This window comes from Nocardia brasiliensis, from assembly GCF_011801125.1.
GTDB lineage: Bacteria > Actinomycetota > Actinomycetes > Mycobacteriales > Mycobacteriaceae > Nocardia > Nocardia brasiliensis_C.
In genome coordinates, this window is record NZ_CP046171.1 from 6,043,562 (window position 1) to 6,057,569 (window position 14,008).

The window sequence follows — 14,008 nt, forward strand, 5'->3', positions numbered from 1 at the left end:
GTCTTGGTGATCGAACTAGCCGAGCTTGCGCAGCCGGGGCGCGAGATCCCTGGCGAACAGCTCGAGGAAGCGGGACTGGTCGTGTCCGGGTGCGTGGAAGACCAAGTGCCGCATACCGGCATCGATGTAGGGCTCGATACGCGAGACCACTTCGTCGGGGTCGGTGCCGACGATCCAGCGCTTGGCGATCTGCTCGATCGGCAGCGCGTCGGCGGCGGCCTCCATCTCGATCGGATCGGAGATGCTGTGCTTCTGCTCCGGTGTCAGCGACAGCGGCGCCCAGAACCGCGTGTTCTGCAGGGCCAGGTCGTAATCCGTCTCGTAGGAGAGTTTGATTTCGATCATGGTGTCGACGTCGGCGACGGTGCGGCCCGCCTTCTCGGCACCCTCGGCGACCGCGGGCATCAGCTTCTCGGTGTAGAGCTCCATGCCCTTGCCCGAGGTGCAGATGAAGCCGTCGCCGACGCGGCCCGCGTACCGCGCGACCAGCGGCCCGCCCGCGGCGATATACACCGGAACACCTTCGGCCGGAACGTCGTAGATGGACGCGCCGACAGTCTTGTAGTACTCGCCGTCGAAGTCGACCCGGTCGCCGGTCCACAGCGCCCGCATCAGCTCGACCGATTCCCGCAGCCGCGCGTAGCGCTCCTTGAACTCCGGCCATTCGCCGATGAAGCCGGTGGCGATCTCGTTGAGCGCCTCACCGGACCCGACGCCGAGCATCACGCGTCCCGGGTACAGGCAGGCCATCGTCGCGAACGCCTGCGCGATCACGGCCGGGTTGTAGCGGAAGGTCGGCGTCAGCACCGAGGTGCCGATCTGAATTCGGTTGGTGCGCTCACCGACCGCGGCCAGCCACGCCAACGAGAATGGCGCGTGCCCGCCGTTGAAGCGCCACGGCTGAAAGTGATCGCTGATCATTGCGCTGTCGAAACCGTTTTCCTCGGCCGACACCGTGAGCTCGACAAGTTCACGCGGAGCGAATTGTTCCGCCGATGCCTTGTATCCGAGTCGAAGTTCCGTCACGATTAATCCCTCGATTGCGTTTTTGCGGATTCACCAGAGCCTATCGCCGACTCCGGACTGGAAAAATAACAAGCCCCTGTCAGGAATGACCTGCCATGGCGTGGGGATCTTGTTCGCCTTTCACCACCAAGGCGACGTGCAGCCTGGATGGGCACTCCAGCTTGGACATCACCAGCCGGAGATGATTGATCACCGTCCATTCGGCGATGCCGAGCTCGCTGGCGATCATGCGATTCGTCATGCCGTTGGCGACCAGTAATGCGATTTCCCGCTGCCTTTTCGTCAAGCTGGCCAGCGGTGAGCCGGAGCCGACCGGAATCGCCGGACCGGACAGCGCCCGGTCGACGATATCTCGCAGATTTCCGGCCGTTTCCGGTCGAAGGAGATGCGCCGCCCTCGCATTTTCGCCGCCGATATCCTCCGGCAGCGGAATCGCATAGGCGTTGCGCAATTGATGCACCGCGCCGAACAGGGTTGCCGCGGCCTCGCCGAATTCGGCGTCGGCCATGCGGTAGGCGCTCGCGCAGCCCTCCACCGCGTCGAGTGTCTCGAGCAGGTGCCGCCCGCTCTGCGGAATCCGCAGGGCGGACCGGAACAGCTCGAGCGCCCGGTGCGCGGTCTCGGCGCTGAGCTGGGTGTGCGCCAGCACGTTGAGCACGCGCATTCGATCCACCTCACCGAGCCGCTGGACGCGGTGCCGGATCGAGGCCCAGTCCTCGTCCCGTTGGCTCAGCGGGTCGGGCAGCGCGAGCACCTCCAGGTAGATCTCGGCCAGGTGGCGCCATGATTCGCCGCCCGTGCCCGCCTTGCGCAGTGCCCGCATCAGCTGCTCCCTGGCTCGCACCGGTTGACCGGTCGCGAGCTGAGCGGCGCTGAGCCGCACCGTGGCCCGGCCGACACCGGCGGTGTCACCGATCCGGTGATAGGTCGCCGCGGCACGGGCGAACAGGTCCACCGCACGGGCGCTGCGACCCGACCGCAGTGCCAAGTCACCGAGCAGCTCCATCGCCGAAGGCATTGCCGGATCGACGGTTTCGAGCCGGTCCGCCGGGTCGTCGAGGAAGCGCAGCAGCGTCCGTTCCAGCTCGGGCAGGCAGCCGAACTGCACCCAGACGTCCTCGAGCAGCGCGGCGAGCTCGACGGCGCGTTCGGCCCTACCGAGCTCGATCAGGCGGGCGACGGTGGCCAGGAAATCGGGCACCCGCTGCTCGGCGATCTTCAGCGCCGCCGCCCGCCGCTGCGGCCTGCCCAGCTCGTCGGCGATCCGAACGGCCAACTCGCACAGTCGATCAGCGTGGTTGCGCCGAATCCGCTCGCCGCGCGCGGCGTCGGTCCGCAGCAGCCGATGGCAGTAGGCACGCACCGTGGCGATCAGCTCGTAGCTGGGATGGCCTGCGTCGGTGACCGTGCGCTGCAACAGGCTGTGCCCGATCAGCGTGCTCAGGGTGCCGCCGACGAACGTCTCCTCCAGATCGACCATCAGCGAGACGGTGTCGGGGTCCACCGCCGATTCGCACAGCGAAAGATGCAGCAGGACATCGACGGTGCTCTCGTCGAGCCGATCGATGCCCCACGCGACCGCGTCGTGCAGCGAACGATGCCGCAGCGGGATGTCCACGAACGGCAGCGGAGTGAGCCCCTCGCCGGATCGGATCAGCTGCAATGTCTGCGCGGACCCGATCCGGTTGATCGTGATCGCGGCCAGCTCCAGCGCCAGCGGCACCCCGTCCACCTCGTGCGCGATCTCGTCGAGGACCAGCCGATTCGCCGCCGAGCTCCGATAGCGGCTGTCGATGCCGGCCAGCAGCAGTTGCGCGGCGGCCGAGGACGCGGGCCGGTTGGGCCCGGAATCGGATCGGGTGCGCAGCGGGCGCACCGAGACGACGTACTCCCGGTGCAGGTTCAGCACCACCCGACTGGTCGCCACGACAGACAGGTTCGAGCAGCGCTGCAGCAGTCGGGAGACGTCGCGGGCGATGACGCCCGAGACCAGGTCGCAGTTGTCCAGCAGCAGGATGGTCCGGTCGGGACCGATCTCGGCTTCGAGCGACGCCAATATCGTTTCGGCGTCGACCTTTTCGTGCTCGTCGGTGCACGGCCCGACTGCGGCACGGATCGCCCGCCAGGCCTCGCGACGGTTGCGCATCTCCGCGAGATCCACGGTGGTGGTCGTCGCGGAGCGGAACTCATTGAACGCCAATGCTTCCTGCGCCACCCGGCTCTTGCCCACGCCGGCCGGTCCGGTCAGCGTGAGCAGATGAACCCTGGGATCATCGATCAGGCAACGGATTTCGTTGACTTCCTTGTCGCGTCCGACGAGACCGGGCAGCCGGAAGCTGTCGATGTCCGCGTCGTCGTCGGTGATCAGGCCCAACCCCGCGGTCGGCCACTGCAGATTGGTACTACTCGGCACGTTGTCCTCCTCACTGGTGGCCAACCATGGCCCATGGCGCCGTGCGACCCGTGCTGCGTGACGGCAGCGCCATGGGCCCAAAGCTGTTGATCTAGCGCGATATCGGCTACGCCGGGAGCCTGGTGCCGATCGAGCGCGCGTGCCTGCGGCGGGTGGCGACCGCGGCGGCGAGCCGATCGAGCTGCGCGGCGGTGGCGTACCAGCCCAGGCAGGCGTCGGTGATGGACTGCCCGTAGGCGAGCGTGCCCGCCGCGCCGAGGGTGAGATCCTGGCGACCGCCGACCAGGAAGCTCTCCAGCATCACCCCGACCACACCGCGCTCGCCCGCGGCCAACCGGGCCGCGATATCGGTCACCACGTCGACCTGCTTGTTGTGGTCCTTGTCGCTGTTTCCGTGGCTGGCGTCGACCACCAACCGCGGCGGCAGCCCCGCCCGCTCCAACCGCAGGCAGGCCTCGGCCACCGAGGCGGCGTCGTAGTTCGGGCCGCTGCTGCCGCCGCGCAGAATCACGTGGCAGTCGGTGTTCCCTGTGGTCTGGATCAGCGCGCAGTGGCCGTCCAGGTCGATACCGGGAAAGACGTGCCCGGCCGCCGCGGCGCGCACGCCGTCGACCGCCACCTGCACGTCACCGTCGGTGCCGTTCTTGATGCCGACCGGCATGGACAGCGAGCTGGCGAGCTGGCGGTGCACCTGACTCGCGGCCGTGCGCGCGCCGATGGCGCCGTAGGACACCAGATCCGCGATGTACTGCGGGGTGATCGGATCGAGGAACTCACACGCCACCGGCAGCCCGAGCGCGGTGATCTCCACCAGCAGTTGCCTGCCGAGCCGCAGCCCGGTGTCGATGTCGAAGGAGCCGTCCAGGTGCGGATCGTTGATCAGGCCCTTCCAGCCGAGCGTGGTGCGCGGCTTCTCGAAGTACACCCGCATCACCACGTGCAGCCGATCGTCGAGTTCGGCGGCCTTGACCGCCAGCCTGCGCGCGTAGTCCAGCGCGGCCTCCGGGTCGTGCACCGAGCACGGCCCGACGATCACCATCAGCCGATCGTCGGCCCCGGAGAGCACGTCCACGGTGGCCCAGCGGCCCGCGTGCACCATCGCGGCGAGCGTCTCGTCGATCGGGTGCGCGTGGCGCACCTCGGCGGGCGAGCGCAGCGGGCTGACACTCAGCGTGCGCCGATCCTCCAGGTCGGCCCGCGGGGTGGCGATCGCGATATCAGTATTCATTCCAGTAACCTTTCGGCCTGCAGGTGAAAAGTCAGGCCCCGGTCATGGAACAGCTGCCGCCGCCGGGTGCCCGTGAGGTGCATTTCTCGGCGGCGTCGAACTCGCTGAACAACCGCACCACATCGTCGTTGAGGCCTGAGTCGATCCGGGCCCGCGATCAATGTGCTGCGCATGTTTTCTCCTTCGCGAAGGGTGGAAATCCTCGGGTCGGACCCGCGTTTCGCCGCAGCGGTGGAGATCGACCCTGGTCCCCGGCCGACATGCGACGACGGCGGCCATAATTCCTATGACCACCGGATAACCTGAATTCTCGGTGTAGAGAATGCGCACCGAACGCGCGAACAACAGCGGGAGTAAATCACGCGCGACATTCCGCGCGAGATGTGCTGAATTCGGATACGGACACAACTGTGCCGCCCCAATAGCGTGACACCCCGAAAACGGACGGTCAAGTGTGACGCCCGTCACGTCGATTTACGAATTATCCGAACACTTTCTTTTCACTATTGCCGGTCGATAGGCCGGAAATTACGGACGCGATATCGCGGGGTCGTGCGCCGCAACGCACGCCGACCGCAGCGTGCGGACAGGCACGCTGCGGTCGGGTACGACTGGAGAACTCGATATCGGTCGGCGGGCACAGCTGTGCCGCCCAGAAAGCGTGACACGGCGCGCCATCGGCGCACGATCGCGCGGCTGTCGTTTCGCTATCGTCAGCGATCCCGCCGGGCGTAGCCGCCCGGATCGATACCGCGCAGCCGGCAGAACTCGGCGAGGTTGCCGCTCAGCAGCACGTCCGTGCGCGCCAGGTCAGGCACCGTCTGCGCGCCGAGCACCACCATCAGCTGCCGGATCTGGGTGAGCCAGTCGACGATGGTCGAGACCAGCGCGTCGACACCGGCGCTCTGCAGCACGGACAGGAAGTAGCCCGACACCCCGACCGCACGCGCGCCGAGCGCGAGCGCCCGCACCACGTCGAGCGGATGGCGCACGCCACCGGAGGCGAGCAGGCTCAGATCGCGCTGCTGGGCGACGCCGGCGGCATCGATCAGGCAGGCGGGCGCGGACTGCCCCCAGTCCCGCATGTAGGCGAAGTCCTCGTGCGGGCGGCGGGCGTTCTCGATGGTGGCGAAATTAGTGCCACCACGGCCGGATACGTCGACGATCGAGACCCCGAGCTCGGCCGCGCGCCGCACTGCGGCCGCGCTCATCCCGAACCCGACCTCCTTGACGATCACCGGCACGTCCAACGCCGCCACGATCCTGGCGATATGGCGCGGCCAGGCGGAGAAGTCCCGATCACCCTCGGGCATCACGATCTCCTGGATCGTGTTGATGTGGATCTGCAGCGCGTCGGCCGCGATCAGATCGACTGCGCGCTGGGCCATTTCGGGCGTCGCGTTGGCGTTGACGTTGGCGATGACGAACCCGTCCGGATTCTCCTCGCGCAGCACCCGATAGGTCGGCGCGACCGCGGGCTCGGCGAGATAGGCGCTCATCGAGCCGGAGGCGATCGGCACCCCGGTCTGCCTGGCCGCGATGGCGAGGCCACGGTTGATCTCCCCCGTGCCCGCGCTGCCCCCGGTCATCGCGTTGATGTACAACGGTACGTCCCAAGCGATTCCGGCGACCTGGGTGCCGAGCGACACCGCCGACTCGGCGCTGCCCGCCAGCGCGTGGTGCACGAAACGCACCTCGTCGAACTGGTTCGGCTCCAGGCCCGCGCTGCGCAGGTGATGCTGCTCCACCGCGAGACGGACATGGTCGTCTTTACGGCTGCCGTAGATCTCCGACACTGATGTCACTGGACTTGCCTTTCGCTGAAAACGGTTGATGCACACGCAGTTCGAGCGGCGTGATGCCGACCGCTCGCCACTGCGCGCGCAAGTTCGGGACGCCAGAGGGGGCGAGCAGCGCGATGCCGCAGTCGCCGCCGCCCGCGCCGGAGCTCTTCGCGACCGCGCCGAGCGCCTCGGCGGTGGTGCGCAGCGCGGCCAGCTCCGCGGTCTCGATCGCCACGCCCGCCAGCGCGCTCACCGCGCGCAGCAGCGCGCCCGCGCTGGCCACGGCCGTGCCGACGGACGCGTCGTCGCCGGCCTCCAGTGCCGCGACAAGGGCCGCGACACAGGCATTGCTGGCGACGACGAACCGGCTGTAGGCCGCCGAATCGCCCGCGATGCCGTTGCGCAGCAGCTCGACCAGCCCACTGGAGACCGCGGGCCGCCCCGACCAGCCCACCTCGAGACTCATCGTCCGTGGTGCGGGCACGCGCCGGGCGGACAGCTCCGGCCACGGCTGCCAGAGCAGATCGGTGATCTTGGTGTCGGGCGCGGCGAACTGCGCGGCCACCTGTGTCCGATCCGGCGCGCGGTAGGCGACCCAGCCGCCGAGCAGCGACGCCGCGACGTCGCCGCCCGAACACCGCGGATCCACCGCGAAGGCGGTCAGCAGGGCCAGCCGCAACAGTGCGTCCTCGTCCAGGTCGAACCGGTAGGCCCGCACCAGCGCGCGCACCACGCCGACGGTCACCGCGCCCGAGGAGCCGAGCCCGAACTTGCGCCCGGTCGCCGCGTCGTCCAGCGCCGAACTGATGTCGAGGTGAAAGCCGACCCACTGCTCACCGCGTTCCACGGCGAGCCGCTCGACCAGATCGACCGCGGTGAGCACGTGCCGCAGGGCAGCGGCGTCGGCCGGATCCGCCACCGCCGCACCGGTTGTCGCACCGCGGCGGAGCAGCTCGACCGGATGGGCCCCGGTGTGTGCGGTGGTGACGGTCCGGCGCGACGGCGCGTCGGCGGGCGCCGGGCCGACCGCGACGGTCAGGTAGCGATCCACCGCGATGAGCACCGCCGCGCCGCCCGGCTCCAGCACCGCGTATTCACCGGCGATGTACAGCTTGCCCGGAACGTCAACGGTGTACATGGGCACTCGATTCGGCCGAGCCGCCGAGCGCCGCGCCGGGGCCTGGTGTGGCCACGATGACCCGCATCGCCGGGTCGGTCTCAGCCAGTGCCGCGGCAACCACGGCGCTGTCGCGCTGATCGCAGAGCACCTTGACGTTGGGGCCCGCGTCCATCGTCGCGTACGCCGCGACGCCATCGGCGCGCAGCGCGACCACCCGGTCGAGCACCCGCATCGACCCCGGCGCGAAGTAACGCACGGCCGGGCGGGCGCCCAGCATCGTGGCGTGCATGCCGAGCGCGTTGCGTTCGGCGATCTCACCCACCGCCGCCAGATCGCCTGCCGCGATGGCGGTGTGCATATCGCGCAGATCCTGTTCGCTGGAGCGCACCCACGGCTGATAGAACGGCGAGGTGTCGACGGTGCGCCGCATCGCCGCCCGGCTCGTGATGGACTTCTCGCCGGCATCGACCAGCGCGACGACCAACGCGGGGTCGAGCAGCGGCGCCTCGATCGGTTCGGCGTAGCTGCTGAGATCGCCTGCGGCGCCGACGCCTTCGCCGCGATGCCACTGGGCGAAGCCGCCGAAGATCGAGCGCGAGGCACTGCCGGAGCCGCGCCGGGCCAGCCGCGACAGCGCGCGCTCGTCCAGGTCGAGACCATAGGCGGCGGCCGCCGCCACCGCGAGCGCGGCGAACCCCGAGGCCGAGGAGGCAAGGCCGGCCCCGGTCGGCCCGGTATTGACGGTGTGCACCCGGGCGCGACGCCGATCGCCCGCCAAATCCCTTACCAGGTCCAGGAATCCGACGACCTTGGCGGCGAAGGCCTGCGCCGCGGGACCGTCGGCCACGGTGACACTGTCGGCCGGGAGGTCCTCCGCGATCGTCACGGTGGTGACGGTCGCGAAGACGCCGAGGGTCAACGACAGGCTGCTGGTGACCGGAAGATGAAGTGCCTCATCACGTTTGCCCCAGTATTTGATCAGGGCGATGTTCGGGTACGCGGTCGCGGTGACGCCCTCGGCGCCGACGCGCGCCGCCGCCTCCGGTGTACTCACGAGCGCGCTCCGTCCGCGCGCAACGCGACGGTGTGGCAGCGGTCCGCGCCCGCGGCCAGCAGCACACCGTGCAGGTGCGCGGCGGCGGCCTCGTCCTCGGCGAGGGCGATGACACAGCCGCCAAGACCGCCGCCGGACAGCTTGGCGCCCAAGGCGCCCGCCTCCAGCGCGGCACCGACCAGCGTCTCGATCTCGGGGCAGCTCACGCCGAGCCGGTCGAGGATGAAATGGGTCGCGGTCATCTTCGCGCCCACCTCGGCGAAGCGGCCCTCGGCCAGGTCGGCCGCGGCGGCGCTGGTCATCGCCCCCGCCCGCGCCAGCAGGTCGGTGCCCGCCGCGCCGAGGGTGACGAGATTGCGGTGCACGGTCGAAACCGCCTGCCTGGTACTGCCGTTCACCCCGGTATCGGCCACCACCAGCACCGGCCGCGCCGCGCCCTCGGCCACCGGGAGCGCCGCGACCGCGCCGTCCTGGAACCACATCGGGCCGCCCCTGCTGATCACCGTGCGCGCGTCCACGCCGCTGGCCTTGCCGTGCGCGAATGATTCGGACTGCTGGATCAGGGCGAACATGGTGTCGCCGTCCAGTTCTCGGCCCCACAGCGCGGCCACCGCCTCGATGATGGCGGCCGAACTCGCGGCGCTGGAGCCGAAGCCACGTCCCGCCGGGATACCGCTGTCGACCGTGACGAACAGCCCGTCGTCCGGGCGGTCGAGGTACTCGCAGACCGCGGAGACGGCCAGCCGGGGCACCGCGGAGGCGTCGAGATGGGAGGCCGCCGAGAGTTCCCGTCGGCCGGAGTCGAGGGTCGACGATTCGATCGCGACCGGGCCGGGCCTGCGGCGGGCACGCGCGGTCACCGGCAGCGACGGCACCGGCAGCGAGATCGCGGGCTTGCCGTACAGCACGACGTGCTCACCGAACAAGATCAGCTTGGCGCTCGCGCGCCCGGTGCCGACCTCGCCGTCGGCGCGCTCGGGCGCCGCGTGCCCGCGTGCCGCCAGCACACTGCGTTGGGGCCACATTCCGTTCTCCATCAGCGCATTTCACTCTCGGTGTGGATCGGTCCGCACCCGCATCACTGCGCGCGGGCCGCCCCGTAGATTCTCGAATGTCCCGCGATCGCCGTCAGCCGGAACGGACTGCCGCTCGTCTCGTCGAGCACCAGCTCCGTGCCGTCCTCGGGCAGCGCGACATTGCGCAGGGCACGATATTTTTCGTACGAGATGGGCTCACGACGTGCGATCGCCGCCCGGTTCTCCGCGGTCCGCAGGTGTTCGCGGTACCCAGGAACCATTGTGACCGAAAACAACTCGGCGACACAGCCCGACCCGTAACTGAACAGCGCCACCGACTTGCCGTCGAGATCCTCGCAGTGGTCGAGCAGCGAGATCAGCCCGACGAACAGCGAGGCGGTGTAGCTGTTGCCGATCGCCCGGTTGTAGATCGTGGTCGGCGCCAGATCCGCGTACAGGCGGGCCGTGCTCGCCTCGATGCCCTTGAGCTCGAGCAGCCGGGTGTGCGCCTTGTAGGCCATCTTGGTGAACGGCTGGTGGTAGCAGAAGCCGGCGAACTCGGTGACGCCGCGCCCGCCCCTGGCCTCGTAGTCCTTCCATGCCTGCTCGACGGCCTCGAGGTAGGCCCCGACCGAGAGCTTGCCGTCCACCAGCGGGGTGGAGCGGTAGTTGGGGCGCCAGAAGTCCTGGACGTTCGCGGTGTAGAGCCCGACCGTCTCGTCGACGACCGCGAGATCCGGGTTCGCCGAGATCAGCATCGCGACCGCCGCGGCGCCCTGGGTGCCCTCGCCGCCGGAGTCGACGTCGTATTTGGCGATGTCGCTGGCGATCACGAGCACGCGCTGCGCGGGATCGCGGGCGACGATGCCCACCGCGAGCTGCAGCGCGGAGGTGCCGCCGTAGCAGGCCTGCTTCAACTCGACGGCGCGGGTCGCCGCGGGCAGCCCGATCAGATCCTGCACGTAGACCGCGGCGGCCTTCGACTGGTCGATCCCGGTCTCGGTGGCGAACAGGATCGTCCTGATGCCATCGACACCGTGTTTGGCGACAATCTGTTTGGCCGCGGCCGCCGCCATGGTGACGATGTCCTCGTCGGTGGCGGGCACGGTCTGCGAGGTCTGCCCCAGGCCGATGTAGTACTTGTTGACGTCCACGCCGTTGTGCCTGGCCAGTTCGGCGAGATCCATCGCGTAGTGGCCGGTGGCCATGGCGATGTCGTGGATTCCGATAGCCACTGTCATTGGCCCGTTCCTTCTCCTGATGCCGAGCGCTCGAAGCGGATGTGCGTCCGCATCAATTCGCCCGGGTTTGTCTGCGCCGCAAGCAGAGACAGTTCTCCGCAGAGCACGGCGGCGGCGGTGAGCACGGCGAGCCGCCGTGCGTTACCGCCGACTTCCCTGCTCTCGCGGCACCCCATCCGGGCCAGGTTCGCCTCGACGAAGTCCAGCCCCTTGCCGTTGCCGACGGTGCCGACGATGAGATTCGGTAGCGCGCAGGAGAAATAGAGGTCCCCGTCGCGATCCTCGACATGGGTGATCCCCTGCGAGCCCTCCACGATGTTCGCCGCGTCCTGCCCGGTCGCCAGGTAGACCCCGAGCAGCATGTTCGCGTAATGCGCGTTCGCCGTGCGGATTCCGCCCGCGATCGTGGTGCCGATCAGGTTCTTGCGCACGTTCAGATCGGCCACCTGCGCGGCGGTGGTGTGCAGCCGCTTGGTCACGATCTCGCGCGGGATCAGTATCTCGGCGACGACGTTCTTGCCCCGGCCGAGGATCCCGTTGACCGCGGAGGCCTTCTTGTCGGTGCAGAAGTTCCCCGACACCGACCCGTAGCGGACACCGGGCACGGTGTTCACGATGTGACCGAGCAGGGTGTCGGCCGCCAGGGTCACCATGTTGTGCCCCGAGGCGTCGCCGGTGGTGAACTCGAAGCGCAGGAACAGCAGGTTGCCGACGATCTGGTGGTGCAGGTCGATCAGGTCGGCGAAGCGGCTGCACTCGCTGACGATCCGGCGCAGCTGCGGCAGTTCGGCGGCGAGCTGGCGGGCCGCTGCGAGCGCGGTTCCCGCGTCGTCGGCCTCCAGCAGCACCGACCTGGTCATCCGCTCGTCCACCAGCGTGGCAACGATGCCGCGTTCGCACAGGGTGGAGATCTTGGCACCGCGCCCCACCGAAGGCCACAGGGGCGATTCGTAGGTGGCCAGCGGGACCTCGACCAGGCCCTCGGCGACGTTGCCGGAGATCTTGAGCGGTCCGACCCAGCGCATCGGCACCGTAGCTGCCGCGAAAGTATCCTCAGTCATCACAATCCGAACTGTTCCTTGATGCCGGTGGCCGTGACCGTGTCACCGTGCTGGGTCGGGTGGAACGGGATGCCCAGGAACTCACCGGTGGGGTTGAAGTACCCGTTGATCCACGAATCCGCGGCGCAGCTGCCGTGGCCCGCGGTGGCCGCCCTGGTGTCGTAGAAGCCGACGTTCAGTGCCGCGGCGGCGCCGCGCTGCGCGTCGTCGACCTTGTCCAGGAACTCGGTCATCGCGCCGGCACGCGGTTGCGACATCCGGCCCACCGGGGTCTCCCAGCACCACTGCGGGTTACCGCGCTCGCCGATCGTCGGGTAGCCGACGAAGACGATCTGCGCGTTCGGCGCGTAGTAGCGCACGTAGTCCACGACCGGCTTGATCCAGGCCACGTACTGCTCGGCGTTCACCCCGCGCGCGTCGGGCGCCCGGCCGTCCAGCCCGGCGTCGGGACCGCAGCCCTGGATGAAGTTCGGCAGGCAGGTGACCTCGGCGTCGAGCGCGCGCTGACGGTTGGCGCTGTTCCAGATGTCGTTCTGGCCCAACTGGATCGTGACCAGTCGGGTCTTCGAACCGAACGCGCCGGCCGAGGCGGCCAGCTTGGCCATGTGGGTCGCGGTGTAGTGCGGCGGGGTGGCCAGGGACGCGCCGAGGCAGGAGACGTCCTCCAGATCGTCCGCGGCCAGGTTCATCTGCGCGGCCAGCTGCTTGGGCCACGAGGTGTCCGAACGCTGGCAGGACTTGTCGCCGCCGTAGCCGAAGCCGAGCGAGTAGATGATGTTGCCGTTGGTGGTGTAGGAATCGCCGATCGCCACGAAGGATTTTCCGTCGGCGCTCTCGTCGGCGGCGGCCGGCGCGGCGGTGCCGAGCAGGGCGGACGCGGCGCACAGCGAGGCGGCGGCGAGGAGTCGGATGGAGGTGGAAGTCTTCACGATTCGAATCTCTCTTCGGGGATGTTCAGTCCGTTTCGGAGTCGGCGGCCCCGAACCTTGTCGGGGCCGCCGCTGGCAGACAGCGGGGCGCTCGCGCCCAGCGAGTGCTAGAGCCCGTTCACCTTCGTGAGCGTGGCGAGCACACCGTCGATGGCTCCCCACGTGGCGTTGATCGCGGTGGTGGTGATGCCGCGGGTCGCCGGGTTGGCCAGGCCGACGCCGTTGGCCAGGTTGGTGGCGTTCACGCTGGCGAGCGCGCTGCGCAGCAGCATGGTCGAGCCGACGCCCTCGCCGGTGATCCGATCGAGGCCCTCACCGAAGAAATAGAACCGCCACAGCGGACCGACATCGGCGTTGTAGGTCTGCTTGGTGCGGCTGACCAACGTCGGATTGTTGACGGCGATGGCGTCCATCAACTTGAAGTAATCGGCCGAGTTGTCCGGGCCGATGCCGGTCGAGGCGAGCGCCTGCGGGATATCAACGCTCATATGCGCGTTGTAGCCGACCATGGCCACATATGCGCCGGACTCCGCGCAATTACCGGCCAGCCCGAAATAGGGCGCCCACTGCCAGGCGATCGGCACGCCGGTGAATTCGGCGTGCACGGCGCGCAACCACGCTTCGTAACCCTCGAAGAAGAATTGCGCGTCGCGCTGCGGGTCGGTGAGCCCGGCGCCGGAACGAATCATCGGCAGCACCGTCGCGCGGTCCGCGGTATCGTTCATCAACGCGAAGAGGCCGCGTCGATCACCGTGTGCGACAAGGATTTCCATGATCTGGGCGTTGCGCTCGCCGACCTCGACGAGGCGCTGCACACCGTCGGCGCCAGCGATGGTGTCCATGTCGGAGAGCTCGGTGATCGTGGCGATTTCGGCGGCATCGAGCGGCGTGCCGCAGGCCGTGGCGGAGACCGGGGATTCCGCGGCGGCGGGGCCGGCGAATCCGGGCCAGAGCGCTGCCGCGCAAGCCATTGTTGCGACCATGAGTCGCCCATTGCGTAGCATCACGATGATGCCCTTTCTGAATAATCCACGGGATTTACCGGTAGATATTTGCCGGTGTATACACAAAGACTAATCGGATTGTCGGTCGCCATTCCATGGCAGCTCCTTGTCACCGGCACGCCGACCTGGGGA

11 protein-coding genes are annotated in these 14,008 nt (G+C 68.8%); all 11 read right to left on the reverse strand.

All coding sequences use genetic code 11. The features are described 5' to 3' along the window. Positions 1–15: 15 nt before the first annotated feature. Positions 16–1,026, reverse strand: a complete 1,011-nt coding sequence (gene fgd, locus F5X71_RS27345; RefSeq protein ID WP_174817148.1) for a glucose-6-phosphate dehydrogenase (coenzyme-F420) — start codon at positions 1,024–1,026, stop codon at positions 16–18. Between the two features lie 79 nt (positions 1,027–1,105). Next, on the reverse strand, positions 1,106–3,439 hold the full coding sequence (locus F5X71_RS27350) for a helix-turn-helix transcriptional regulator (protein ID WP_167464592.1): 2,334 nt from the start codon (positions 3,437–3,439) through the stop codon (positions 1,106–1,108). A gap of 106 nt (positions 3,440–3,545) precedes the next feature. Continuing rightward, the gene (locus tag F5X71_RS27355) at positions 3,546–4,667 is read right to left on the reverse strand and encodes a 3-deoxy-7-phosphoheptulonate synthase (protein WP_167464593.1); all 1,122 of its coding nucleotides are present in this window, start codon (positions 4,665–4,667) and stop codon (positions 3,546–3,548) included. 713 nt (positions 4,668–5,380) lie between these two features. Next, positions 5,381–6,463 carry a type 2 isopentenyl-diphosphate Delta-isomerase gene (fni, locus tag F5X71_RS27360; RefSeq protein ID WP_203218381.1) on the reverse strand — a complete coding sequence of 361 codons (1,083 nt, stop codon included), beginning with the start codon at positions 6,461–6,463 and terminating at the stop codon, positions 5,381–5,383. After that, complete coding sequence (locus F5X71_RS27365; RefSeq protein WP_167464594.1) at positions 6,438–7,589, reverse strand: phosphomevalonate kinase; 1,152 nt, start codon at positions 7,587–7,589, stop codon at positions 6,438–6,440. The genes fni and F5X71_RS27365 overlap by 26 nt, the downstream gene beginning before the upstream one ends. Further along, entirely contained in the window at positions 7,576–8,625 is a 1,050-nt protein-coding gene (mvaD, locus tag F5X71_RS27370; RefSeq protein ID WP_167464595.1) for a diphosphomevalonate decarboxylase, read from the reverse strand. The genes F5X71_RS27365 and mvaD overlap by 14 nt, the downstream gene beginning before the upstream one ends. Beyond that, complete coding sequence (gene mvk, locus F5X71_RS27375; RefSeq protein ID WP_167464596.1) at positions 8,622–9,662, reverse strand: mevalonate kinase; 1,041 nt, start codon at positions 9,660–9,662, stop codon at positions 8,622–8,624. The genes mvaD and mvk overlap by 4 nt, the downstream gene beginning before the upstream one ends. A 41-nt stretch (positions 9,663–9,703) precedes the next feature. Beyond that, positions 9,704–10,882, reverse strand: coding sequence for a hydroxymethylglutaryl-CoA synthase (locus F5X71_RS27380; protein WP_167464597.1), 1,179 nt, complete (start codon positions 10,880–10,882; stop codon positions 9,704–9,706). Further along, on the reverse strand, positions 10,879–11,943 hold the full coding sequence (locus F5X71_RS27385) for a hydroxymethylglutaryl-CoA reductase (RefSeq protein WP_167464598.1): 1,065 nt from the start codon (positions 11,941–11,943) through the stop codon (positions 10,879–10,881). The genes F5X71_RS27380 and F5X71_RS27385 overlap by 4 nt, the downstream gene beginning before the upstream one ends. Next, on the reverse strand, positions 11,943–12,872 hold the full coding sequence (locus F5X71_RS27390; protein ID WP_167464599.1) for an SGNH/GDSL hydrolase family protein: 930 nt from the start codon (positions 12,870–12,872) through the stop codon (positions 11,943–11,945). Before F5X71_RS27390 ends, F5X71_RS27385 begins: the two co-directional genes overlap by 1 nt. A 107-nt stretch (positions 12,873–12,979) precedes the next feature. Beyond that, complete coding sequence (locus F5X71_RS27395) at positions 12,980–13,843, reverse strand: DUF5995 family protein (protein WP_167464600.1); 864 nt, start codon at positions 13,841–13,843, stop codon at positions 12,980–12,982. Positions 13,844–14,008 lie beyond the last annotated feature (165 nt).